Source organism: Colwellia ponticola (assembly GCF_005885605.1).
GTDB classification, from domain to species: domain Bacteria; phylum Pseudomonadota; class Gammaproteobacteria; order Enterobacterales; family Alteromonadaceae; genus Colwellia; species Colwellia ponticola.
The window spans coordinates 23,637-49,747 of record NZ_SZVP01000004.1 but is presented as its reverse complement, the minus strand read 5'-3'; the positions used below and the strand labels follow the sequence as shown (position 1 = coordinate 49,747).

The 26,111-nt window shown below is 38.3% G+C and carries 21 protein-coding genes and 1 pseudogene; 13 read left to right on the top strand and 9 right to left on the bottom strand.

Annotated features, from left to right (window positions below):
- Window positions 1-85: 85 nt before the first annotated feature.
- Window positions 86-856, bottom strand: a complete 771-nt coding sequence (locus FCS21_RS06335) for a hypothetical protein (protein ID WP_138621578.1) — start codon at window positions 854-856, stop codon at window positions 86-88.
- Between the two features lie 273 nt (window positions 857-1,129).
- Here FCS21_RS06335 and cysB point away from each other — a divergent pair, with 273 nt between their 5' ends.
- The gene (gene cysB, locus FCS21_RS06330) at window positions 1,130-2,104 is read left to right on the top strand and encodes an HTH-type transcriptional regulator CysB (protein ID WP_138621576.1); all 975 of its coding nucleotides are present in this window, start codon (window positions 1,130-1,132) and stop codon (window positions 2,102-2,104) included.
- Between the two features lie 81 nt (window positions 2,105-2,185).
- Here cysB and FCS21_RS06325 read toward each other — a convergent pair whose 3' ends face one another.
- Together FCS21_RS06325 and trhP are read right to left on the bottom strand one after the other, a co-directional pair.
- Window positions 2,186-2,431: a YfhL family 4Fe-4S dicluster ferredoxin gene (locus tag FCS21_RS06325; RefSeq protein ID WP_138621574.1), complete on the bottom strand. Its 246-nt coding sequence runs from the start codon at window positions 2,429-2,431 to the stop codon at window positions 2,186-2,188.
- Between the two features lie 38 nt (window positions 2,432-2,469).
- Complete coding sequence (gene trhP / locus FCS21_RS06320; RefSeq protein ID WP_138621572.1) at window positions 2,470-3,861, bottom strand: prephenate-dependent tRNA uridine(34) hydroxylase TrhP; 1,392 nt, start codon at window positions 3,859-3,861, stop codon at window positions 2,470-2,472.
- 352 nt (window positions 3,862-4,213) lie between these two features.
- On the opposite strand from trhP, the gene FCS21_RS06315 reads away from it, so the two are divergent.
- Complete coding sequence (locus FCS21_RS06315; RefSeq protein WP_138621570.1) at window positions 4,214-5,056, top strand: HDOD domain-containing protein; 843 nt, start codon at window positions 4,214-4,216, stop codon at window positions 5,054-5,056.
- 133 nt (window positions 5,057-5,189) lie between these two features.
- On the opposite strand, the gene rdgC is transcribed toward FCS21_RS06315, so the two are convergent.
- On the bottom strand, window positions 5,190-6,113 hold the full coding sequence (rdgC, locus tag FCS21_RS06310; protein ID WP_138621568.1) for a recombination-associated protein RdgC: 924 nt from the start codon (window positions 6,111-6,113) through the stop codon (window positions 5,190-5,192).
- A 74-nt stretch (window positions 6,114-6,187) separates the two neighbouring features.
- On the bottom strand, window positions 6,188-7,930 hold the full coding sequence (locus tag FCS21_RS06305; RefSeq protein ID WP_138621566.1) for a sensor histidine kinase: 1,743 nt from the start codon (window positions 7,928-7,930) through the stop codon (window positions 6,188-6,190).
- 290 nt (window positions 7,931-8,220) lie between these two features.
- Between FCS21_RS06305 and FCS21_RS06300 the strand changes: the two genes are divergently transcribed.
- The 11 genes from FCS21_RS06300 to FCS21_RS06250 all read left to right on the top strand — a co-directional run bounded on the left by FCS21_RS06300 (window position 8,221) and on the right by FCS21_RS06250 (window position 20,972).
- Complete coding sequence (locus tag FCS21_RS06300; RefSeq protein WP_138621564.1) at window positions 8,221-9,171, top strand: porin; 951 nt, start codon at window positions 8,221-8,223, stop codon at window positions 9,169-9,171.
- Window positions 9,172-9,410: 239 nt separating this feature from the next.
- Window positions 9,411-10,133 carry a phosphate regulon transcriptional regulator PhoB gene (phoB, locus tag FCS21_RS06295; protein WP_138621562.1) on the top strand — a complete coding sequence of 241 codons (723 nt, stop codon included), beginning with the start codon at window positions 9,411-9,413 and terminating at the stop codon, window positions 10,131-10,133.
- Between the two features lie 6 nt (window positions 10,134-10,139).
- A complete protein-coding gene (gene phoR, locus FCS21_RS06290) occupies window positions 10,140-11,441 on the top strand; it encodes a phosphate regulon sensor histidine kinase PhoR (protein ID WP_138621560.1) in 1,302 nt (433 codons plus the stop codon).
- A gap of 292 nt (window positions 11,442-11,733) precedes the next feature.
- Window positions 11,734-12,711, top strand: a complete 978-nt coding sequence (locus FCS21_RS06285; protein ID WP_138621558.1) for a PstS family phosphate ABC transporter substrate-binding protein — start codon at window positions 11,734-11,736, stop codon at window positions 12,709-12,711.
- Between the two features lie 226 nt (window positions 12,712-12,937).
- Entirely contained in the window at window positions 12,938-13,867 is a 930-nt protein-coding gene (gene ispH / locus FCS21_RS06280; protein ID WP_138621556.1) for a 4-hydroxy-3-methylbut-2-enyl diphosphate reductase, read from the top strand.
- Between the two features lie 532 nt (window positions 13,868-14,399).
- Window positions 14,400-14,960, top strand: a complete 561-nt coding sequence (pilV, locus tag FCS21_RS06275) for a type IV pilus modification protein PilV (RefSeq protein ID WP_138621554.1) — start codon at window positions 14,400-14,402, stop codon at window positions 14,958-14,960.
- Window positions 14,961-14,982: 22 nt separating this feature from the next.
- Window positions 14,983-16,017, top strand: coding sequence for a PilW family protein (locus FCS21_RS06270; protein ID WP_138621552.1), 1,035 nt, complete (start codon window positions 14,983-14,985; stop codon window positions 16,015-16,017).
- 62 nt (window positions 16,018-16,079) lie between these two features.
- Window positions 16,080-16,574 carry a PilX N-terminal domain-containing pilus assembly protein gene (locus FCS21_RS06265; protein ID WP_138621550.1) on the top strand — a complete coding sequence of 165 codons (495 nt, stop codon included), beginning with the start codon at window positions 16,080-16,082 and terminating at the stop codon, window positions 16,572-16,574.
- An 82-nt stretch (window positions 16,575-16,656) separates the two neighbouring features.
- Window positions 16,657-20,187, top strand: a complete 3,531-nt coding sequence (locus tag FCS21_RS06260) for a pilus assembly protein (RefSeq protein ID WP_138621548.1) — start codon at window positions 16,657-16,659, stop codon at window positions 20,185-20,187.
- A 4-nt stretch (window positions 20,188-20,191) separates the two neighbouring features.
- On the top strand, window positions 20,192-20,626 hold the full coding sequence (locus FCS21_RS06255) for a type IV pilin protein (RefSeq protein ID WP_138621546.1): 435 nt from the start codon (window positions 20,192-20,194) through the stop codon (window positions 20,624-20,626).
- Window position 20,627: 1 nt separating this feature from the next.
- On the top strand, window positions 20,628-20,972 hold the full coding sequence (locus tag FCS21_RS06250) for a TapY2 family type IVa secretion system protein (RefSeq protein WP_138621544.1): 345 nt from the start codon (window positions 20,628-20,630) through the stop codon (window positions 20,970-20,972).
- Window positions 20,973-20,983: 11 nt separating this feature from the next.
- Here FCS21_RS06250 and FCS21_RS06245 read toward each other — a convergent pair whose 3' ends face one another.
- From FCS21_RS06245 to FCS21_RS06230, 4 genes and pseudogenes are all read right to left on the bottom strand, one after another.
- Window positions 20,984-21,655, bottom strand: coding sequence for a GspH/FimT family pseudopilin (locus FCS21_RS06245; protein ID WP_138621542.1), 672 nt, complete (start codon window positions 21,653-21,655; stop codon window positions 20,984-20,986).
- Window positions 21,656-21,750: 95 nt separating this feature from the next.
- Window positions 21,751-22,926, bottom strand: a complete 1,176-nt coding sequence (gene pheA, locus FCS21_RS06240) for a prephenate dehydratase (RefSeq protein WP_138621540.1) — start codon at window positions 22,924-22,926, stop codon at window positions 21,751-21,753.
- A 440-nt stretch (window positions 22,927-23,366) separates the two neighbouring features.
- Window positions 23,367-23,489: pseudogene (locus FCS21_RS06235) on the bottom strand (MAPEG family protein); the annotation flags it as partial.
- A gap of 22 nt (window positions 23,490-23,511) precedes the next feature.
- On the bottom strand, window positions 23,512-25,995 hold the full coding sequence (locus FCS21_RS06230) for a penicillin acylase family protein (RefSeq protein ID WP_138621538.1): 2,484 nt from the start codon (window positions 25,993-25,995) through the stop codon (window positions 23,512-23,514).
- Window positions 25,996-26,111 lie beyond the last annotated feature (116 nt).

Sequence of the window (26,111 nt, the reverse complement as noted above, 5' to 3'; positions counted from 1 at the left end):
ATCTATTTTTTTGTCTACTGCTTATTAAAGACAGTTAATTTTCAATATAAATATTGCGTTATAAAAACGCTTTAACGAAAGTAAATTACCATTTCTTCTTTGGTTGAAATAATAAATCTAATTCATTTTCTTCGCTTTTTGCTTTTTTAGCGGCATCTTTGGCATTAGTATTTTTTAACGCATCGGTTATTTCTTCTAGCTTTTCGTTAATATCTACTTGTCTTGTGACGACATAGTCACTTTTGACGCTACTACTTACTAAACTTTGTAAGGCTTTTTCAAAATACTGCCTAGCAGAGCCAAGCATTTGCTTATTAAAGGCAATAGTGCCTCGCTTAATTAAGCTTTCAATGTTTATTTTTAATTGCATCGTTGCTAATTTTTGATCTTCGCCAGTGAAGGTTTGCGCATCTAAAGCTCCTTTACTTTGCTCTGACTTTAGTACCGAACGTAGCTTTTTAATACATTGTAAAATACCAACAAGCTGTTGCTCGTTATCGGGTAAGATAAAATTTTCTTCCGTGGTGTTTTTATTGTTAGCGAGTTCTTCAGACGCTTTTAATCGTGATGATATTTCTTGGACTCTTTTTTTGATGCCTTTAACTTCAGGCATCAGTTCTTCCATAGCTTTAGCCGCATTTAAACTACGACGGTTTAATATTTTGACCATCACAGGGTTATCAGGCAAATGAGATAAATTGAAAATAAGCTCTTCACTTTCATCAATTATTGCCTTTTGTTTCGATACTTTAACGCGCTTTTCGGCATCTAACTTTTCTTTATGTTGTTGAATGGAAGTTACCACGACAACGAAAACAATTAAGGTAATAATCAAGCCAACGATAATAGCAATCATTTAGGACTCTCTGAAAAAATAAACTACTAGGGAGTCTACAAAAAATGTTTTGTTTAGCATAGCGCTAGTTATTCATTTGGCTTAAAAAAGCATAAATAAAGCTCAGTTCTATCGAACGACACAGATTATTAAAGACTTTTTATCAACGTTGTGCGTTTTATTGACAATAAACTGAAATTTTATTATGGAATAAAATTGCATTTAAGTATATTATTTTGGCATAAGAGAATTAGATTGCACCTATCGCATTTATTAATGCTACTGAGTATTACTATGAAATTACAGCAACTGCGCTATATCGTTGAAGTATTAAACAACAACTTAAATGTTTCAGCGACAGCGGATAGTTTATTTACTTCACAACCGGGCATCTCTAAGCAGGTGAGAATGCTGGAAGATGAGTTAGGTATTCAAATTTTTGGACGTAGCGGTAAACATTTAACCCATGTCACTGAAGCCGGTCAAGATGTTATAGATATTGCCACGCAAATACTGTCAAAAGTGGAAGGCATTAAAGCCGTTGCTCGAGAGCATACCCAACCTGATGAAGGTAAATTGCGTATTGCCACGACACATACTCAAGCTCGTTATGCTTTACCTGATGTTATTAAAGGTTTTATTAAGCGATACAGTAAAGTCTCATTACACATGTCGCAAGGTACACCAACACAAATAAGTGATGCGGCAGCTAAAGGCGAGGCTGATTTTGCCATTGCGACAGAATCATTACACTTATATAACGACTTAGTTATGCTACCTTGTTACCACTGGAACCGCAGTATTATTGTTCGTCCAGATCACCCGCTTGCTAAAAAACAGCAGCTCACTATTGCGGATGTGGCTAAATATTCATTAGTGACCTATGTGTTTGGTTTTACGGGGCGCTCTGAACTTGATGCCGCTTTTGATAATGCCGGTGTAAAGCCTAAAATCGCTTTTACTGCGACCGATGCCGATGTGATTAAAACGTATGTCCGTTTAGGTGTTGGTGTTGGCGTTATTGCGACTATGGCTATTGATGAGCGTATTGATAATGACCTTGTGGTGATTGATGCAAGTCACTTGTTCAAAGCGAGTACTACCATGATTGGCTTTAGACGAGGCAACTTTTTACGGGCTTATATGTATGATTTTATTGAACGATTTGCACCGCACTTAACCAAAGATATTGTTACCCGCGCGATGTTATTAAAGAACAACATTGAGGTTGACGAATTTTTAAAGGATATTGAGTTACCGACTCGCTAACCGTAGCTTTATTAATAATTTTGTCACTACTGTTAACGACTATTGCTATGATCAATAGTCGTTAATAACACGCATTATAGATTAACCGTGTAGGCGAATAAATTTAGCCAGTAATGCTTCCTCATCTTCAATATGCTCCAAATCAGGCTTTACACAATCTATTGGACAAACACTTACGCAGGTAGGTTTGTCATAATGCCCCACACATTCTGTACATTTATTAGCATCTATTTCATAAATCTCTGCACCCAGCGTGATAGCACCATTAGGGCACTCAGGATCGCACATATCGCAATTGATGCATGAGTCGAGTATTTTTAACGCCATGTTATGAAAGCTCTTTTATCATGATATATTAACAGCCCCTAATCTTTCTGGTTCTGTGCAAAGGGATGGCGAGTAGTACCGCCTTCAGCTAAATAACGCATAATAATACCAAAACTTAAATCAAGTGTCGTATCAAGAGCAATTTCTACTTTATGACCAGAGCCTTTAGCGTCAGTAATACTTTCACCGTTTTTACTATTAACCATTTGGTTTAAGGTAAAGGTGTGGTTACCGCTAGGCGTCATTAGCTCAAGTTGATCCCCAACAAGAAATTTATTTTTTACGTCAATCTCTACCAAGCCGGTTATTTGGTTACGACCGAGTACTTCACCAACAAATTGCTGGGAATCGCTTTTTGAATACCCTTGTTGATAATTTTGGGTATCACCATGGCGATGACGTTGTAAAAAACCTTCAGTATAGCCGCGGTGTGCAAGGTGTTCTAAGTCGCTATTGAGGCTTTTATTAAAGGCTTTGTTTTCCATGGCATCATTAATCGCTTGACGATAAACTTGTGCTGTTCTTGCGCAGTAATAAAATGATTTAGTACGACCTTCAATTTTCAAGGAGTGCACGCCCATTTTTACTAAGCGTTCAACATGCTCAACGGCGCGTAAATCTTTAGAGTTCATTATGTATGTGCCGTGCTCATCTTCAAAAGCTGGCATATATTCACCAGGGCGACCTTGCTCTTGCAATAAAACAACGTCATCGATAGGTTGCTGCTCGGGAATAATAACTTTCTCCTCCGGCATATAGACTTCAACAGCTTCAGGCTTAATAGCAATAATGTCACCTGTTTCAGTTTCTGTTGCCTGATGAGTATCATATTTCCAACGACAAGAGTTAGTACAAGTGCCTTGGTTGGGATCTCTTTTATTAATGTAACCCGACAGTAAACAACGACCAGAATATGCCATGCAAAGCGCACCATGAACAAAGACTTCTAGTTCCATGTCTGGACAGTGAAAGCGTATATCTTCAATTTCATCAAGGGAGAGTTCTCTTGATAAAATGACCCGTTCAACGCCTTGTTGTTGCCAAAATTTAACGGTAGCCCAATTAACAGTGTTTGCTTGTACTGATAGGTGAATAGGCATGTCAGGAAAATTTTCTCTAGCGAGCATAATAAGCCCAGGGTCAGACATAATTAGTGCGTCGGGCTTCATGGCAATAATAGGTGCTATGTCTTTTAGAAAGGTTTTTAATTTACCGTTATGTGGCGCTATATTGTTAACTAGATAGAATTTTTTACCTAGTTGGTGTGCTTCATTGATGCCTATTTGAATATTATCTAAACTAAATTCATTGTTTCTAACACGCAAAGAGTAGCGAGGTTGACCGGCATAAACAGCATCAGCACCGTAAGCAAAAGCATAGCGCATGTTTTTTAAACTACCAGCGGGAGAAAGAAGTTCAGGTTTTATCATTAGGTACTCAGCTATATAGGATAGGGATAAAAAGTAAAGTATTAAACACGAAAAATCAGCGGCAAATTATACGTAATAGCAGCTACTGCTGTCATTGCGTATTAAGCTAAAGATGATTTGGATCAATATTTATTTGTTGTCAGTGTATAAACTCAGCGTTGATACACTTTTAGCTTTGTGTGATCTCTTTTTTATAGCTTGTCACTAGGTAATGTGTTGTTGAAAGGGGTAGGTTTACCAAAAAAATACTTGCCACTTTATTGAAAATATTAGAAAAATCCTTAATAAAAATATTTTTTTATTAAAATATGCTAGCTTACAGCATAAGTATAATAAAACTAAAGGTGAAATCATGGCAGCAGAAAATGCTTTGTATGCTATTTTGAGTGAAAAGATTAAACAAAACACGTTGGTATTGCCTACCTTACCTGAAATCGCGTTAAAGGTAAGAAGTGCAGCTGATGATGCTAGTATTAATTTGAACACGATGAGCGATATTATTGTTCAAGATCCCGCGTTATCTTTAGGTATGCTTAAAGTGGCTAATAGTGCAATTTTAGGTCGTAGTGTGAAAGTTGAAACGGTGCCGCAAGCGGTAACTCGTATAGGCTTAAAAAAAATTAAAAGTATTGCTACAGCAATGGCGATTGAACAAGTTTTTATCTCACGTAATGAGGTAGTTACCTTATATATGAATAAGGCGTGGATAAAAACAGTGGATATAGCGTCCGTTGCTATGAGTTTAATGAACCTATATTTGAAAGAAAATAAGCATAGTGCTCTTTCTTTAGACACTATTACCTTAGGTGCGTTAATACATAATATTGGTGTCTTACCTATTTTGACTGAAGCAGAAAATCACCCCGGTGTTTTTGCTAACCCAACATTTTTACAGCAAGCTATTATTAAATTATCTGGTCGAGTAGGTGGGGAAATTACCCGCAGTTGGGGTTTTTCTGATGAGTTAACCTTATTAGCGGAAAGTTGGAGTGATTTAACCATTTTACCGTCTGAGGTTCATTATTTAGACTTTATTCGCGCAGGGGCTATTTATCATAATGTATTTAAAAATGAGTCGACTAAAGTGACACTTTTAAACAGCTATACTAAAAAAGGCCTTTTACCAAGCGTCGATTATATGGCGTCTGATGAGTTTACAGCGCAGTGTGATAACGTGCGGGCTATGTTTATTTAAGAATATTTTCTAGTTAGCTTGTTTAATCTTATCGACTATTTTGAAATTTAAGCAAAATAAAAGGGCGACACTATATCGCCCCTCATCGTTAACTTGCTCAAGCAAAATAACTGTATCTAACGTTCAGTAGACCTTAATCCTTTTCTAATGGATCGGTTGTTTTTAGTGAAAACTCAGCTAATAAATCAACAATAAAACGATTTAACTCGCCAGACATTAAGGCAAAATCAGCATCAAGTTTAGCCACTACGTCATCACTATCAATATCATCATTTTGCTCGTGAATAACATCAAAAAACTTAATACGTTTTATCGCCAAATCATCACATAAAATAAATGATAAAGAGTCATCCCATTCTAGAGCTACTTTTACCACGTACTTGTCTACATCTAAATGAGCTTTAATTTCTTCACTGAGTAAATCTTGGTTTTTAACACGCACCACAGCACCATCATCACCTAGGGCATTAAATTCTGCTTCCATCCCTAACGTAAATTTACCGCCTAAGCTTTTCTCATTTAGCCAGTCGGTCATGGTTTCGTCAGCGCCTACATCAGGCTCTAAACTGGTTACCGGTAACGTACCAAGGACTTTACGTAATAAAGCTAATAAGTCTTCTGCTTTACCGCGCGAGCTTGAATTAATAACAATAATATTATTAACAGGGCTTATATAGGCATAGGTGTCGGTTATACGAGAAAATGCACGAGGCAATAATTCAAAAGTGATATCTTCTTTAAATTGTTCTTTTTCTTTTTTAGTTGCACCGCGACCTTGCTCTTGCTCAAGTAAATTAACTTTCTCTTCTACCATGTCTTTAATAACAGAGGCAGGTAGCATCTTCTCTTCTTTACGAGCACAAATTAAAAAATTACCATTAGCGCTATGAACGCTAGTATCACCATGTTTACCTAATGCATTTACCCAACCAAAATGAGATATTTCTGTAGAGCCTAGCGGTGTAAAAAGGTGTTCAGATAAATGTTTTTCTAAGTCTTCTTCAGACCATTCAAATGGTCGAGTAAAGGCGAAAAAGTAAAGGTTTTTAAACCACATAAATAAATCCTGGGCTGATAATGGGGAGTTTTGGCGATTATCATACCTCAATTCAGCTCTTAAGGCAGCAGCTTTTAGCTATAGCGCATGTCGGGTAGCGTTATGCGATAATGTAAACCTTTGCCCAATTGTGAATGCACATCAATAGATCCGTTAAGCGTATTTATGACTAGATTTTTAATGATGTGAGCGCCTAACCCCGTGCCACCTTTATCGGCTTGCGTGGTATAAAAAGGGGTGAATATTTGTTTAAGTGCCTCTTCATCAAGGCCTACACCATTGTCTTTGTAAATGATCACTAGCCTTTTTTGCGCTAAGCTTACTTCAATGTTTATCAAACCATGCTTAATATTTTCAAAACCATGAGTAATAGAGTTGATAATTAGGTTGATGATAATTTGGGCAATAGCACCAGGGTGTGTGTATATCTCAATATCTGAGTCGCAATTTACCATGATTTTATGCTGGGTTTTTTTTAACTTTGGCTGAATGGAATGGATAATTTCATCAATATATTTGGCAATATGAATGACTCTTATTTTGTCATTCATTTGATCAACAGCAACCTGTTTAAAGCTGGTCATTAGCTCTGCCGCTCGTTGTAAATTACTCGATAACAATTCAATACTGCATTGTGCATTATCGGTAAAAGTATCAATAGTACGCTTTGATATTTTGTTTGCGCTAACGTCTTGCTTTAGCTTAGCGGTAATATCAGCTAAGTAGCTAATTGAGGTGATACTAATGCCAAGTGGCGTATTTACTTCATGAGACACTTCAGCACTCAGTTGCCCTAATGAAGACATTTTTTCTGATTCTAATAACCGGTCTTGCGCTTTGTTGAGCTCAATTATTGATGTTTTTAAATCGTTGTTCGTAGTGGTTAACGTACTTTCGGTTTTACGGCGGCGCTTATTCTCAGCCTCTAACTGTTGTTGCTGCTTTAGCATCTCTTTTTGTTGTGTTTCCATTTTCAATAAGGTTCTACTTAACGTGGAGGTTTTTTTAGCTACTTCTTGCTCGAGCAATAGGTTTTGCTCATCTAATTTGTCATTCGCTAAATTTGTTTCTCGTTGTGATAAGGCCAATTTATCTTTAAATGCTATGAGCTCATCAATAAGGTTGTTATACGCCTGTGCAAGTATGCTCAACTCGTTTCTTTCGTTATTCATATTATGAAATTTAGAGGCTTCAGGATCATCTAGATCAAGTTGTTTAATTTGATCGGTAAGCTCTTGTAGAGGCTCAGTTAATAGGCGATTAAAGGCTAATAAGAATAAGAAAACCAAAAAGGCTGTTTTTACCATGGCGTTACCTATAAGAAAGTATATTCCTACTTCAATACGGCTAAAAATAACATGGTTGCTAGAGAGTAAGGTAACCGTGCCCACGGTAGTCGTTCGTCCTGAAAATTCAAATATTAACGGGAAAGAGTGACCAAATAAACCTTCACTGAGAGAGTTAATACTTTGCTGTTCATCATAAAGGCCTTGTGAACGTTGTGAGATCAAGGTAACTCTTTCACCAAGTTGCGTAATAATATTATCAGCTTCATCGGTAACCGTTATGCCCTGTATCATAGGGATTGCAATTAAACCTTCTGAAATATCAATAACTTGTTGTGTGTTAAGCTCCCACACAGCGCGGGTTAAACTGCCGCTTATGGTTTTTTGTAAGGTAAGTAGTTCACTATTAATATGACTTTTTGTATTAAGGTACTCAGCAATAATTTGAATGCCAGTAACGCTGAACGTTAAAATAAAATATACAGAGAGTACTCTTGAGAGTAGCTTACGAGATATGCTTGTTATTTTCATATCGTTGATCTTATAGGGTTATTGATAAAGTTTTATCTTATGCTGCAGTGATTCTAGCTAAATTATTAAGCAATGAAATGATTTTTATCAATATTTATATTTGTTGCTTAGCAATAGGTACTTTCGTCATAACTGAATAAAGTAAGCTAAGCTCTACCTGCTTAACTATTTTTTATTTTACTTTGAACCATGTCATATTAATGTAACAAACTAACCATATTATAATAAGAAATTAATCATTAATTATTAATCATCAACCATTAATCACTTAAGAATCAAGGTTTAACAACATGAATTTTTCTAAAAAACTATTACTTACTTCAATGTTTTGTACAGCTGCACTTCCTGCGATGGCAGCATCTGTTGATATTTATGGTCGAGCTGATGTTTCGGTTCAATCATCAGATGAAGGTGACGGCAAATTTACAGAAATTAAAAGTAATGCTTCACGAATCGGTTTTAAAGGCACTCATGAACTCAATGACGATCTAGAAGTGTTATATAAAGCTGAATTTGAAGTCGATATGGATGGGGATGGTGCCGACGTCTTTAAAGCTCGTAATCAATATGTTGGTTTACGTGGTTTGTTCGGTGAGGTGTTACTGGGGAAAAATGATACCATGCTAAAGCAGTCTCAAGGTAAAGTAGATCTGTTTAGTGATTATAATGGTGATATTAAGCACCTTTGGGTAGGTGAAAATCGCTTAAGCGATACATTAAGCTATAAAACGCCTAAATATCAAGGCTTTCAATTTGGTCTCACTTATGTGGCTGAAGATGAAGTAGATGGTGAAGATGCTTATTCTATGGCTGTTTTTTATGGCGATAAGGGGTTAAAGAAATCAAATATCTATGCCGCTGTTGCTTATGATTCAGAAGTTAAAGGAAAGTCGGGTGACGGTGCGGTATCAGGAAACTTTGACACTATGCGTGCAACGGTATCGGGTAAGGTTGCTGGTATCACACTAGGCTTAATGTTACAAAATCAAGAAGAGATTGTAACGGGTGCTGAAATGGATGGTATGATGATTTCAGCTAAGTACTCTTTTGATAAAGCCACCTTGAAAGGACAATTTCAGCGTGCAGATTATAAAGATGGCGATACGCGTAACGGTATGACTGCCGGCATAGATTACAAACTTGCTAAAGATACTAAGCTTTATGTCTTTTATACAACATTTGATTTAGATAGCAGTAATGATGAAGACTATTTAGCTGCGGGTATCCAGTACAAATTCTAAAGTAAATTTTGCAGTTAGTTGTTGACTGTAAGTTGTTAGTTAAAAAGTCGCTTTGGCGACTTTTTTCTTGCCTATTGTTCAAGGCTAGTTAATGATATTAACAAATACTTCATATTGTCATAAAACTGTCACTTAACTTCTGCACAATGACTTATCTGCTGTAATATTTCTTATAGCCATAAAACGATAACTAAATAGATAACTAAATAGATAGAAAATCATATTATTAGGATATATACATGAGTCGTAAAATTTTAGTGGTTGAGGATGAAGCCCCTATCAGGGAGATGATTAGTTTTGCCTTACAACAAAATGGTTTTAATGCAGTGGAAGCTGGCGATATTGACCAAGCCTTAAGTAAAATTAATGAACCTTACCCTGATTTAATCTTACTTGACTGGATGTTACCTGGTGGGACTGGGGTTTCATTGGCAAAAAAGCTTAAACAAAATGAATATACCCGTAATATTCCCATTATTATGTTAACTGCGCGTAGTGATGAAGACGATAAAGTAAAAGGTTTTGAGGCGGGCGTGGATGATTATGTGACAAAACCTTTTTCACCTAAAGAGCTTATCGCTCGTATTAAAGCCGTTATTCGCCGTGTTGCACCCACATCGCTTGAAGAAGAAATCGATTTTCATGGCTTAAAGCTTGACCCTGTTACTCATCGTGTTGAAATTAATGGTAATAGTTTGGCGTTAGGACCAACAGAATTCAGGTTATTGCATTTTTTCATGACGCATACTGAGCGAGTCTATTCTCGAGAGCAGTTACTTGATAACGTGTGGGGCACCAATATTTATGTGGAAGACCGAACAGTTGATGTTCACATAAGGCGTTTACGTAAAGCCATCTCTGGTGCAGGTCACGAAAACTTTGTGCAAACGGTTCGTGGTGCTGGTTATCGTTTTTCCAGTAAGTTAAAAAAAACGGCTAACGATCAACTAAACCCCCATTAGGCAGCTATGCATTTTAGTTCATCTTTTATCACTATAATCTACCGCCTAGTAGGCTGGTTAGTTGCCAGTGCATTTGTCGGCTGGCTATTTAATCATGTTTTGTTAGCGATGCTTGCCACTACGTTATTTTTATTAGTTTGGCATTATCATCATCTATTTACACTCAGTAATTGGTTGTTGCGATCTAAAGCGTTATCCCCACCTCAAGCAAAAGGAATATGGGGAGACTTATATGATGGTTTATATCGTCAAATGAAGCGACAACGTAATAAGCAAAAGCAATTAAATGAAAAAATTAGACGCTTTCGAGATGGTGCCGAAGCGCTACCCGATGCGGCATTAATGTTATCTGAAGAGCTCACTATTGAATGGGGCAACAAAAAAGCTCAACAACTTTTAGGTGTGCGTTGGCCTGATGACTTTACCTTACGTATTGATAACTTACTCAGAGCGCCTGAATTTTCCGACTATTTAGCGCAAGAAGATTTTGAACACCCTTGTTTGTTACTCTCTCCTATTCAGAGTGACGTACAGCTTGAAATACGCCTGATGGCTTATGGCAGTGAGAATGTTTTACTCTTAGCTAGAGATATTTCTAACTTACAACGACTCGAAGACATGCGTCGTGATTTTGTTGCTAATGTTTCACATGAATTAAAAACACCGTTAACGGTTGTGCGTGGTTATGTCGAAATGATTCAAGGCTCGCAAACCACATTTGAACCGCATTGGCAAAAAGCTTTTGAAACCATTGAAGGGCAAGTCTCTCGTATGGATAGGTTAGTTGAACAATTACTGAATTTAGCTAAAGTAGAGAATAATAGTGGCGATGAGAAGCAACTTATTAATATGGTACAACTTATTCGTACATTAGTTGATGAAGCCAGTTGGCTTAACCAAAAAAAGCAACATAAGATTAGTACCAATATCTCTACCGATGTTGCTGTTTTAGGTTCTGAAGTCGAACTAAAAAGTGCTTGTGCTAACCTACTCGCGAATGCCATCGCTTATACGCCACCGGGCGGTATTATTGAAGTAAGTTGGCAGTTAAAAGATAACAAAGCGATTTTTTCAGTCAAAGATAACGGTGATGGTATCAAACCTGAGCATCTTAATCGTTTAACGGAACGCTTTTATCGTATTGATAGATCCCGCTCTAGAGATACCGGAGGATCAGGACTAGGTTTAGCCATAGTTAAACATGTTTTACATCACCATAAAGCTGAATTAGTGATTACTAGCCATTGGGGCAAAGGCAGTGATTTTTCGATTTTCTTTGATGAAAGTACGTTACAGCATACATCTTGATTTTAGTTAGTTGTCGAGTAACTACAGCGTTGATATACGCCTATATTCAAGGCTCAGCTAACTATTAAAACACTCAAATATGTCGTTAATTAACCTAGCTCGGGTTAATAAGTTTTATTCATTCAATGGGCGTTTATGGGGCAATAGCTAGCGTGAACTTTACGTCGTAGTTAGTAAAAATAGTGGCTTATTATTGTTCGTCATATTTCTGTCATAAAAAGGCCATATAAGTGTCATCTTCACTTTGTATAGTGTCAGCACTTAAACAGTTAAAACTCTTACTGGAGACACCATGAGTTTAAAAAAAATTATTAATACAGTCGGTTTATCAAGTCTAGTTACGTTATCAAGTCTGGTTAGTCTATCTGCTTTGGCGGTAGATGAAAATTTACCTGAATATAAAAAAGTGAGTGGTATTTCTGGTAATGTCTCGTCAGTTGGCTCTGATACCTTAGCTAATATGATGACGTTTTGGGCAGAAGACTTTAAACGTTTATACCCGAATGTTAATGTACAAATTCAGGCGGCTGGCTCTTCTACCGCGCCACCAGCGTTAACAGAGTCTACTTCTAATCTTGGGCCAATGAGTCGTAAGATGAAATCTCGCGAGATTGAAGCTTTTCAAAAACGTTATGGCTATAAACCCACCCGCGTAAGGGTTGCTATTGATGCCTTAGCCGTTTTTGTTCATAAAGATAACCCATTAGAAGGATTAACTATTTCACAAGTTGATGCTGTTTTTTCTAATAACCGTAAATGTGGCGCCAATAAAGATATTGACCGTTGGGGAGACCTTGGCTTAACAGGTGAGTGGACTGCTAAAGATGTACAGTTATACGGACGAAATTCTGTATCAGGCACCTATGGTTACTTTAAAAAGCAAGCGTTATGTAAAGGTGATTTTAAAAATAGTGTTAACGAGCAACCTGGTTCAGCATCGGTTGTACAGTCGGTATCAGCATCACTAAATGGTATTGGTTATTCAGGGATAGGTTATCGTACTTCAGGCGTACGTGCTTTACCATTAGCTAAGAAGGGATCGGATTATATTGAAGCGAATATGGACAATGCTATTTCAGGCGAATACCCATTATCACGCTACTTATATGTTTATGTTAATAAACACCCAAATAAATCACTGCCACCGATGGAAGCTGAATTTATGAAAATGATTCTGTCTAAAGCTGGGCAAACCATTGTTGAAAAAGACGGTTATATTCCACTGCCAAGTAACGTTGTTGCTAAAGAGCTTGAAAATCTAGGCTTATAATCCTTATTCAGTAAATTAACACCCCTTTTAAAATAAGGCGAGCGCTTGCTCGCCTTATTTCTTTTCTCTTAATGACCAGCCACTATTTTTCACTGCATTAATTCAGCATATTCATAACAGCCCTAGCAAGAAGATATGTCAAAATATCTATAATAAATGCGTATTTCATTGGTATAATAAAGCACTGCATTATTGTCGCTTAATTATAAGAAAATGAAGGAAAGGTATGGAAATTATTTTAGCTAACCCCCGTGGTTTTTGTGCGGGCGTTGATCGCGCCATCAGTATTGTTGAGCGTGCTTTACAGTTATTTGGCGCTCCTATCTATGTTCGTCATGAAGTAGTGCATAATAAGTTTGTCGTTGATGATCTAAAAGAACGTGGCGCTATTTTTGTCGATGAACTCGATGAAGTGCCTGACGATAATACCGTTATCTTCAGTGCTCACGGTGTCTCTAAAGCGGTGAGGCAAGAAGCTAAAAATAGAGCATTAAAAGTATTTGATGCGACCTGCCCATTAGTGACCAAAGTCCATATGGAAGTATCGCGTATTAGCCGTAAAGACATAGAGTGCATTCTAATTGGTCATGCGGGGCACCCCGAAGTTGAGGGGACAATGGGACAATATAGTAGCGACTCTGCGGGTATCTATTTAGTTGAATCTCCAGAAGATGTGGCAAAACTAGTGGTTAAAAACCCTAATAAGTTATATTTTTGTAGTCAAACAACATTATCTGTTGATGATACCATGGATGTTATTTCAGCTCTGCAGGCTAAATTTCCCTTGATTGAAGGTCCACGTAAAGATGATATTTGCTACGCAACCCAAAACCGTCAAGATGCGGTGCGTGAAATAGCCGATAAAGTAGATCTTATGTTAGTTGTTGGCGCAAAAAATAGCTCTAATTCTAATCGACTTAAAGAGTTAGCCAGTAAAATGGGGGTTACTTCGTATTTAATCGATACGGCAGAAGACATTGATACCGATTGGTTAATTGATGTCAACAAGATTGGTGTAACCGCAGGCGCTTCTGCGCCAGCAGTATTGATTAAACAGGTTGTCGAAGCGTTAAAAAACTATGGTGGACACCACGTTATAGAACACCCTGGTAAAGAAGAAAGCATAGTATTTGCAGTACCTATTGAATTACGCTAATGTTATTTTATCAGTAAAAATTATTGAATAATTTGTTATGTTAACCGCGATAACAAGTGTGTTATCGGTTATTGCCATAACATACCTTGTGGTTAACGGTGCACTTTTTATCAATACAGTTAATTTATCAAATGACTCTATTAAAGAAAGTTAATAGAAAAGCTATTGAAAAAGTTATTAAAAATATGTGTTAAAGAGCAATGAGTCCAAGCAATACCAAGTAGTAGCAAGTCACTCTCACCGCCTGTTATTTTTAATAACTTTATCTGTTATCTTAAGCACTGCATAACTAAATAATAACCATGAAAATGGTAAGGTCGTTCAGTTATGCAACTAAAATATAAAGCAGCATATAAAGCACAATATAAAGTAAAAGGTAACGCAAAATCAAACTTGCTTAATCTTGTTACTTCATCTTTAAACGCTTCTTATTGCCTTCGTCCTCCTATTCTGTCTTGTTATTCATGCCTTCAAGCGATACATACGCTCTGTTTTTTGAAGAAAAAAACAGACTTTTCTCTTTGGCGTCACTATGAGTAAGCTTTCCATGCTATCTCGCCATCAACATAATCAAAATGGCATGACTTTTCTTGAAGTGCTTATCGCGTTGGTGATTATGGTAACCGGTATTTTAGGGGCTGTTGCAATGCAAATTACCGCTAAACAAGGGAGTTTTGATGCGATGCAGCGTTCTTTAGCGTCAAGTTTAGCCCAAGATATTATTGCAAGAATTAGGGCTAATAACCCTGATAATTTAGCCGCGTATGCCGCAAATGACTATGGTGTTACCTTAAATGCAGAACCCGGGTTAAGGTGTAAAGCAGCGAATGCTTTATGTACGCCTGCTCAAATGGTGACTAATGATATCTATGAATGGGAGCTTGCTTTAGTAGGGGGCAATGTCACCGCTGGAGGGAAAAATAGCGGCGGACTCATTGGTGGACGTGGCTGCATTGCTCAAAATGGTAATGCATTAACGGTTGTGGTGAGTTGGCAAGGCAGAGAAGAAATTAAAGACAGCAAAAAAAGTGCAGGTTGTGGCACTGCCGGTAACAAGCGACGTCAAGTTGTTGTACAAGCGTTTATTATATAAAATTTATTGTTATAGGTTAAATATGAACGAATTAATAAAACCCACAAAGCCTATAACTAAACGAGCTTTTCACAAAACACAAGGTTTTACGCTTGTTGAGCTTATGGTGTCACTATCTGTTGGTTTAGTTATTTTTGCTGGGGTGATGAGTGTTTTTGTTGGTATGCGAACCACCACTGCGCAAACATCGAGTTATGGCGAATTACAAGAGAATGGTCGGTTTGCTATTAGCGTGTTAACGGATGATTTACTTCGACAAAATTTTTGGGGAGATCTTTCAGGCACTTTAAGTCAAAGTACGTTAATTAGTATCCCTGCTCAACCGGGAAATAACTGCACCGGCGAAGGCGTAAATAACGCAACCTTTCCTCAAGCCACCGGCCCTTTTAGAACATTATGGGGACAAACCATTGTCGCTGGCGCGCTTAACCCACTGGGTTGTTTTAGTATGCCTGCTAATACTCGTACCATGGTTGGTTCGGATGTAATTCAGTTAAAAAGGGTGATTGCTAACCCCGTAGCAGCGCCAACAGCAGGTAATTATTACTTAACGTCTAATTTAGCTTCAGCTGCTATTTTTGCGGCTGGAGACGCTGTTCCAACTATTGATAACTCCCGATTGTGGCAATATCAGCACCATGTTTATTATGTTAGAGAAGTCTCTGCAGGAAATGATTTTGTGCCAGTGTTAATCCAAGGCAGATTAGCCAACTTTAGTATGAACTTTGCACCCGTTATTGACGGTATTGAAAGGATCCGTTTTATGTATGGTGTAGATACAGACATTGATCCCACCGCGGCAGGTTATGGCATTGTAGATGCCTATATTTCTGCTGATAATATGACGCAACAACTCTGGGATAATGCTGGCGGCACTCGCGTGTTAGCTGTTCAGGTTTTTGTACTGGCACGCAGCATAAGACCTGATAATAAATATACTAATAAAAACAGCTATCAATTGGGAGATGATTTACCTTTTACTCCCGAAGATAACTATAGACGCCTACTCTTTAGTTCAACAGTGACCCTATATAATAACAGTGTTGAGTCATGGTAATAATAGTAAGTGGCGCTATGTTAAAGGTACATTTAAACAGGGAAAAGCTAGGGTAAAAAATAATGAAAAATTCATTACCAATCAAAAATCAAAGCGGTGTTGTTTTAATCGTATCACTTATCTTTTTAGTGGCGTTAACGGCTGTAGCAGCAGCACTAATGCAGAACAGTACTACTGATATGAAAATGTCGGGGGCAACAGAAGAGAAGGTTGTGGCATTACAAGAAGTGGTTAGCGCTGTTGATGAAGTTATTTTTAACCAAGTGAGTGTGGGTAAAACGAATGCGTTTTCTCGACCTGTTACCGGGGATATCAATTTTCCGATTACTGACCAAGGCATTTTATTACCTAATACCACCACTCAATCAAGTGCAAGAGTTGAAGTGGCTAATAATCAACTTAATTTAGATATTGCTTGTCCTCACTTAAAGCTCGCCTCATCGACAGAAGTTTTTAGTTGTAACATGTTAAGAGTAAGGGCTAATCGAAATTATGGTCGAACAGGCCAAAGTAATATTGCCGCAAACTCAGGTATCGCTCAGCAATTATTAAAGTAAGTACGGTCATAACAGCTCAGCAATAAGTTAATAAGTAATACCTTAATAAGCATTGTGGCACATATCGTTTTTGGAGAATCGTATGAAGTTATCAAAGGATAGTAATAAACGCATTAAGGTGTTTTTTAACCTACTGTTCAGTTGTGCCAGCGTATTTTTATTAACAGCACCTAAGGTTAGTGTGGCTGAAGATATTGAGTTGTATTTGAGTGAAACAGTACAGCAAATAGAAAGACGACCTAAAGTACTTATTATATTTGATACCTCTGGCAGTATGACAACTGAAGATGATGTTTTTAGAGAGCCCTACGATCCTAACGGTGTTTATGGTAGTGCTGGTACGCAGGAGTATGTTTATTACACCACGGGTGATGCTACCTCTTCGACTTTACCTGATCCGGGTACAACCAATAGCCGTTTTCTTGAAGCGATTAATGGTTGCCAAGTGTCTCGCGATTCTCTCGCTAGCGTGGGGTATTTTACCGGTAGAATAAAATATTATAGAAATACCAAGAAGCAATGGACAAACTTGCCTAGTGACGGCAGTAAAATAGAAGTTTTAGATTGTAAAGAAGACGTTTTAGCAAACAATCCTAACAATGGTAAACATAAAAATGGCAGTGTATTGCCTTTAGGTTACCCTGTTGATGAACAAGGCTCAAAAAAAACGCCGATATATTATACCAACTTAGCGGCTGACGCCGATACGGGTAACTGGAGCAAAATGTTTACTCTGTACAGCGATCATTATCTTCGCTGGTTTCATAATAGTAATGTGCCCAAACCCAGAACACGAATGGAAGTCGCTAAAGAAAGTGTGACGAATTTAATTAACTCATCGCCAGGTATAGATTTCGGTTTACAAATATTTAATCGTAATGGCAGTGGTGGTCGTATTGTCCATGGTATTCAAGAAACGACAGATACGGCAAAAGTTAAATTATTAACAGTAATTGATACTTTATATGCAAGCGGTAATACACCACTTTGTGAGTCACTATATGAAACATATCAATACTTTGCAGGGAAAACAGTTTGGTATGGTAATGATTATCTTAACAGCTATGACGATTATAATCCGGTAAGAGATAACACCATTGAAAGCGGTAGTAACTATATAAGACCGTTTACAGCCTGTGATGAAACTATTTATGTTGTGATGATTTCTGACGGTGAGCCTACCAGTGATAATCAAGCCGATACTCTCATTAAAAATATCCCTGTCTCAGGGCAAGATCAAATTGTTACCAGCGATCGTTTTTTAATTAAAAATGATCAGTACAATTACTTACCAGCACTTGCAGGGTGGATGTATAACAATGATATACATACCACGATGGCAGGCCAACAAAGCGCTGAAGTTTATACTATTGGTTTTGGTGCAGATATAACCAGTGCAGCACCTGTACTTGCTGAAACCGCAAAGCGAGGTGGTGGCCAATATTTTCCCGCGACAGATAGTGCGTCATTAACCGCGGCATTAACTACTGTTTTAGCGAACATAGCGCCGAGCAATGACAGTTTAACGTCTGCCTCTGTCGCAGCAAATAATTTTGATAGAACAGAAACATTGGACTCTGTTTACTACGCTATGTTTCAACCCGCTAGAGGGCCTAGGTGGCAAGGAAATCTTAAAAAATATAAAGTGACTAATGGCATTCAAAAAGGGGCTAACGGTATCGCCGCTATTAATTCCTCAACGGGAGGCTTTTCCAACAAAGTACAAAGTTACTGGTCAAGTGGTGTTGATGGTGACCTAGTTGCTAAAGGTGGTGTGGCTGAAGTGTTAAGAAAGAATACTAACCGCGTTATTTATAGTGACTTAGGCCCAAGCAATGCACTAGTTGCCTTAACATATGCCAAGGCCAGCGCGAGTAATACCTATCCGACGCAGAGCGAGTTAGCAACAGCTCTTGATGTGACTGATGATATAGATGAAATAACCAACACACTGCATTGGATAAATGGTAAAGATGTCGATGATGAAGATGACGACAACAATACTGCAGAGAACAGGGCTGATGTTTTTGGTGATCCCTTACACTCTAAGCCAGTCGTTATTAATTATGGTAATGGCGATATTTATATTGTTGTTGGTACTAACCATGGTGTATTACACATGTTTAAAGATGATGATGTTGCCAATACCGTAGAAGAAAAATGGGCATTTATGCCGAAAGAATTTTTGCCTAATATTACAGTTTTACGAGAAAATTTAAGTAGCGCAGAAAAAGTGTATGGCATTGATGGCATTATTACCTCACACATTGTTGATGGTAATGGTAATGGTATTGTTGATGGCGATGATAAAGTTTGGCTGTTTTTTGGTTATCGTCGCGGCGGAAGTTCTTATTATGCTATGGATGTAACTAATCCCTCAATACCTAGTGTTATGTGGACCATTGAAGGTGGTGTAGCCGGTAGTCCTTTTGAAGAGTTAGGGCAAACATGGTCACAACCTAAAATCACCTATTCGGCATTAAATATCGATAACAATAGCGCTAAACCTGTGCTTATTTTTGGTGGTGGATATGATCCCGTTAAGGACTCTCATGCCATTGGCGGAAAAGTGGCGGCTGATACTCAAGGTAAGGCTATTTATATGGTTGATGCGCAAACAGGTGCTTTAAAATGGAGTTTATCTCCTACAGGCGATACAGTATTTAATGGCACTGACAGCATTCCATCGAGTATCGCGACCTTAGACAGTGACGGTGATGGTTTAACCGATAGGTTATATGTAGGCGATTCCGGTGGCAATATCTGGCGAATTGATATGCCAGGTAATGATAAAAATAAATTTTCGGTCTTTAAATTAGCTGAATTTGGCGGTGATACCAGTAATGCCGTCGACAGGCGATTTTTTAACGAACCGGCAATTGTTAGAGCGTATATTACCGAAACGATTAATTCGGGTAAAAAAGATGCTAATGGCAAAGCGATTATCGTTCAGCAAGATATTCCTTATGATGCATTACTAATAGGTAGTGGCGATCGAACCAACCCTATTGGTACAGATACCGATGATACCTTTTTTATGGTGAAAGATATCAATATTAAAACGCTTCAGTTTACGGCGAGTAGTGTGCCTGCAATGCCAACGACACCAATTAAAATAGCTGATTTAGCCGATTACACTAATAACCCTTTTGGTGATGTATTAAGTACGCAGGCCAAAGAGACTTTATCCTTGGCCGTTAGTTTAAAATCAGGCTGGTTTATCGATATGGAACAACTTGGTGAAAAAGCTACGTCAGCAGCTTTAGTGATTAATAATGTTGTTTATTTCACCACCTATACGCCCCCTTCTTTAACAGAGACACTCAAAACCTGTGATATGCCCAATGGTCAAGGGTGGTTATATGCGGTTGATTTATCGTTAGGGATTAAGAAATATAACTGGCAAAGTGAAGATGCTAAAAATAGAGATGACAGGATCGCTTTTATTAGTGAGCAGTTTTTAGGTGCTCCAACACTCATAGTGACTAAAAAGCTTGATCCCGATACTAACGTTGAAGAGCCTGATGGTAATATTATTGTTGGGCGTAAAATAATACCGGTTGGTTTTAAGCTACAAACGCTAAGAACTTACCTATATGTTACCGAGGAGTAAATGGATGTTAAATAAACAGGAGAATATAGTTAAAGTTCAGCGTGATAAGGCTAGCGGCTTAACCTTAGTTGAGTTAATGATTACTGTGGCGATAGTTGCGATTTTAGCGGCAGTAGCCTATCCCTCTTATACTAATTATGTGGTGCGATCTAATAGAGCAGAAGCGCCCAGAGAGTTGGTACGTTTAGCTAACTTACAAGAGCAGCTTTTTGTTGATAGTAGAGTTTATACTGAAAATCTCAGTGACTTAGGTGTTGGCACTACGGCAATATATACTACACCGAGTCAGCATTATAAAATATCATCAAAGGTAGTAGGTAGCACCTTTACCCTAACTGCCCAAGCTCAAGGCGCACAAGCGACTAATGACGTGAGCTGCATTAAAATGACTATAACAGATACAGGTAAAAAAGCGCCCATTACCTGTTGGGAAGGATAATATGAAAACTATCATAATAGTCGTCGCTTGTTTCTTTACCTTCACCTTCTTTGCCAGTCAAGCAGCGATACCTAATACCACGACGGATAAAAACTTAGCTAAAGCAGCTAACAAGGTAAACGCTAAATGCCATGTCGCGTTAATTAATGGTCATGAGGCGATTGTTTTTTATCGCCTTAATGTTAAGAAGTTTTCTAGACTAACCGATAACATTGTCGGTAAAAAAGTACTCACTCAAGAATCGAATAAAAAAATAAAAATTTATCGCGTTTATGAATGCGTTTTAGAAACAGATAATTTTACTGAGCAAAAGTCTCGTTTACTTGATGCCAAAACACTGCGTTAACCTTAGCAGTATTAATCACAGCTTATATTACTTTGGTCCCTGTCTTGATCTCTGCCGTCACCGTTGAGATCAGCGCTCATATAGGATCTGCCTGATAGCGATAATACGATAGCACGCGCTAAAGTAGCATCACTAGCGGGGCAGTATATAAAAGTGCTGGGAATAGAAGACAGCGCTCCTGTTGGTAAAAAACTCACTCTATTTTGCCCTGCGTAGGTAATGGTATCTCCCGAGGTAGTCGCTGATTTTACTTGTACTATGCTCTCGCTCGGTACAGGTGGTATTGCAGGTAGCCCAGGCTCATAGACACCATCATTATCTAAATCAATAAAAATAGACAGTTCATTTTGCCAATTATTACTGCAGGTATTATTCGCAGTAAGAGGGCATAAGGTGACATTTTGTTCGGTATTAATGGCGGTGTTTCGGGCGGTTAACACAAGCCTGTTGAGTTGACTAACCTGATTATCAATACGCATCTTTACTATAAAATTGTTAAGGCTAGGCAGGGCAATTGCCAAAACAATACCCGCGATGGCAATCGTTATTAATAGTTCTGTTAGGGTAAAGCCTTGCTGATGTTGATATTTATGTGGGTAGTGGTTTTGTGGCGTTGCTCTAGTTAACGGAAAAAGAGTCTTATCCCAAAGAGCCTTAGTTGAACTTAATGAAATAGAGCGCATGGTCTGTTACCAATAAATGTAAAAAGTACTACCAAACAATACAGTGAACACTATATACAGCGAACATTATATTGTTTGGTCAGCTAAGCTGATTTTTAAATTTTACTGCTAGGCACACTTGTTGGGCTAATATGTTCTATTGGGTAGCAACCTAATATTTGAATAAAATTAGTGTGCGGAGTCATTTCATTAATGGCTTCTCGTAGCGCAAAGCTTTTTAAATTAGCTTCTACATCAATATAAAACATCTCTTCCCAAGGTCGACCTTGAATAGGACGTGACTCAAGCTTACACATGTTAATGCCTTTTTCTTTTAACACTAACAAACATTCAACTAACGCACCAGCTTTGTGGCCGGTCGATAAAATAATAGCGGTTTTAGCGGGAATTTGCTCTGCGACCTCGACCGCTTTACGTGCTACTAAAATAAAGCGAGAATGGTTTTCAGCTTGGTTTGCGATAGACTGCTCTAAGGCGTGCAATTGATAAAGCTGACCACCTTCTTCACTGCCAATAACAGCAATGGTTTCATCTTGTAATTCGGCCACTTGTGCCATGGCATCAGCGGTGCTCTCACAATACTCAATACGAATACCGCTTTGCTTATCTAAAAAATTACTACATTGTGCAAAAGGTTGTCCATGCGCGTAAATGGTTTTAATTTTATCTAAGCTAGTATTGACGGCTGTTAGCAGACAATGGGCTATTGGCTGGGTAATTTCACCAACAATAGACAGGTTAGTATGCTGAAGTAGATCATATACTTCGTTAATGCTCCCTGAGCTAGTGTTCTCAATAGGCAGCATACCGTAATCTACTTTCCCCGACTCTACTTGTTGTAGTATGTCGTAAAAGCTTTGACAGCCAGATTCAATAATTTTTTCTGCTCGACGTGAAAAATATCGGTGACTAGCAAGGTAGCTGTAAGAGCCTTTATCACCTAAAAAGGCAACGCTAACCGTAGGTACTTGAATATTAGGGTTGGCTAAACTTTGTAAGTAAGCTTGTTGATTTAACACCGAGTCTTCAATAATGGTTTGAAAAATACTGGTGACATAGTGGGCATCCAAACCTAGCGTTTTCCCGTGTTTTATTAAGCTAATTAACAACTCTTGTTCGCGCTGTTGATCTCTAATTGGGCGAACTTGTTGAACTTTGCTCTTAGCCACATTCAGTGTTAATGCACGACGCTTAGCAAACATAGCTAATAAATCTTGATCTAAAAGCGTTATTTCTTGGCGTATCTCGTTTAAATCTAACTGTTTGCTCACTTGCTTACCTTTTTTGTTAATGTAGCAACTTACTATGCTTATGATTTTGAGTAGTTACTCTAGCTAGCTTAGCTAAAGAGTGTCAACTGTTTCTTTAGACGTATTTGTTCATAATTAATTACTAATACCATTCTGAATAAAGAAGTGAGCACTTAGCATTCCATGGACGACATTAGAATAAATAAAATTTATGAGGATATAGTTACTCTACATCAAATAAATTTTGTGACGTTATCATGGCTTCCAGGCATTCCCAAAGAACCATTTTTAAAGGCTTATATGCATCGTTATTGATTTTGAAAAGGACGCTACACGGAGGTAGCTTATTAGAGAATGCAGGATCACATTCTCCTGAATAACCCTTCTTTACAATCAATGTCTTGCCTCTAAGTCTTTTAATTCTCGCTGAGTAGGAAAGAACTTAATTAACTTGGTATTATTTGCTGCTCTCTTGGATGATTATTATTATATCCGCCGAGCTTGGCCATCGCAAAAACGACTGGGCCTTTGGCTAATAGTGGTAAAAGTAATGCTAAAAATAAACAAATAATTAAAGTGGTCATTATCTTCCTCGTTATTTTCTTGTTAGTAGCTTAGTAGGGTTAGTGTATAACGGGTTTTACCGGGTAAAAATGGTGAAGCGACACCTTGCTCCCAGTCACTATGTCCGATGCGATAATACGGACTCCACGGATGACTAGCCTGACTTGTTGGCATATGAAAAATACCATTTTCTTCATAACCTGGTGATACCACCATACGCTCTGAAGCGCCAAAAGCTTTCCCTTGTACTCTTGGCATATAACTATCACCCGCTAATTGCTTACTTGGCATATCCAGCCAATAACTTAACCAAGGCACTGAATTACTTAGCGGGTGTTTTATTGTTGAGCTGTTTTGTTGTCCCCAAGTCGCCTCAGCTAACGGTTGCTTAATAGACATGTCATTAATCGTTAAGATTAATGCTTTAGTAAAAACATCTTGCCAGCTTCGCTCACCAAGCATCATAAAGTTTTGTGGTTGCTCGTTAATAAGTTGCCATAAAGGGACTTCGAGTTGATGGCGAATACTATTAAACGTAAAAGCGTTATCAATGCTATGTAAGCTACGGCTTAACTCTAAAAAAACACTATCTCTGAGATTTATTCTAAAGTTACGTACTAAGCGATAACTCACTGAATCGACACTGGCACTTAGCTCAATGGATTCTTCTAATAAAGCTTTCACTTGAGAGAAACTGGTGTTTTTTTCCAAAGTTTGTTGAGCAAGTACTTGCTTGGTAAGCACTTGCTCAAGGATGAATTGTTGCCAACGCTGTAAAAAAATGGCGCTATCATCTAACCCTATTTGCAGTAACATTTCTTCGTCAAATGCTTCTTTAGCAAATAAGTGATCTCTTATCTGCTGTGAGCGCGCACCGAGAGCATAACCACCATTCCCCAGTTTTTTAATCATATCACCACCAACAACACGGGAGTTAGCTGTCCATAAACGTTGCTGCGTTGGGTTTTTAAGTTGCGGATATTGGGCTGGCGTTAAATAACCTTGCCAGCTATTTTTACCTAAATGCCATGCTTGCGGTGTCTCGCCAATATTGCCTTTTTTATTAGGTATTGGTCCCATAATTGTCCAACCAATATCACCATTTTTATCAGCCACTACTATATTTTGTGCGGGGATCCCTGCACGCGCAGCAACTGCAAAAGCTTGATCGACGCTTTTGGCATACTCTAGCTCAGTGGCGGTTAAGTTAATGGCTTGTTTATCATGGGCAACCCAGCGATAAGCAAGTAATTGCCCTAAATGATTTTTACCAATAACGGGCCCCCATATAGTGTCGGTAACCGTTATCTCTTGCGCTTTTTGATCTTTGATGGCAATAATTTGTTTATGTATTGTGAAGTCCTTAAAGCCTGTAGGCGTTAAGTATTGGCTGTTATCTGCATTGGTGGTAAGTAAAATAACATCGCTATAATCACCATAACTGTTAGTAAACCCCCAGGCAATATGACCATTACTGCCTATCACTATATTGGGCGTACCCGGTAAAGTTGCGCCAGTAACCTTAATATTTTCTTTAATTGCTGCTGTGCTATTGCTTGGCTGTGGATATTCAAAAGACGCGCGAAACCAAGTGTTAGGGACACTAAGGCTAAGGTGCATATCATTAGCAATAACAGCGCTACCCGTAGCCGTTAACGCCCCTGATACAGCCCAACTATTAGAACCTAGCAAATAATCGCCTAGATAATTAGCCTTTACATCATTTTCACTTTTAGTATATCTATTAGCAGTGTTAGCCGCATAACCAGATTTATCACTAGGTATATAGTTAGGTTTTACACCCGCACCAGCAGCTGAAGGCCAAGCACCTTTTGGCATTGGTGCTTGAAGGAATTGACTGCCATCTATTGCGGCATCCCATATACTGCCTTGGGGATCTAAAAAGGCATAAACGTCAGCAGAGAGTACAGCTTTCATTAAGCCTAGCGTACGTTCACGCTTACCATCTGCATATTGCAGATCGATATACAGACTAAAAACGGTGAGGATTGAGTCTTCTTCACTCCATTGCACTGGGTCTTGTTGCAGTAGTAAGTATTCAAAAGGTGAGGAGTGTAAATATTGTAAACCTTGGTTAACGCCTCTAGTATAAGCTTTTAGTAAGGAGAGTTGTTTATCAGGTAGTTGCGCCACTATGGCTCTTGCTCTATCTCTAAAGCGGTGTCGACGAATAGACTTATCATAATCAAGGGCTAAGGAGCCAAATAAACTGGCTAATTCGCCAGCGGAGTTTCGCCTTAGTAAATCCATTTGAAAGAATCGTTCTTGGGCGTGCACAAAGCCTAGCGCAACAGCAACGTCATTTCTGCTGCGTGCTTTAATGGTGGTAATGCCTTGGTTATCACGCTCAATAGTTGCTGATTGTTGTAAACCAAAAACGGTTTCTTGACCCTCGAGTAAGGGGAGGGCACCATCAATTCGGCTATAAAGCCAAGTTAATGCAGTTGCTATTACTAACAAGCTAATAAGTAGCAAGCCCAAGAGTAATTTTTTAAAGAGTTGCATAGATAAATAGCTAGCAATTAAATAGATGATAGAGGTAAACAGAGTAACGTAAAATGTCGCTTAATACCAAGTACAACGGCTAAACGGTGGTGATAATTAGTAAGTAGACCAATGTA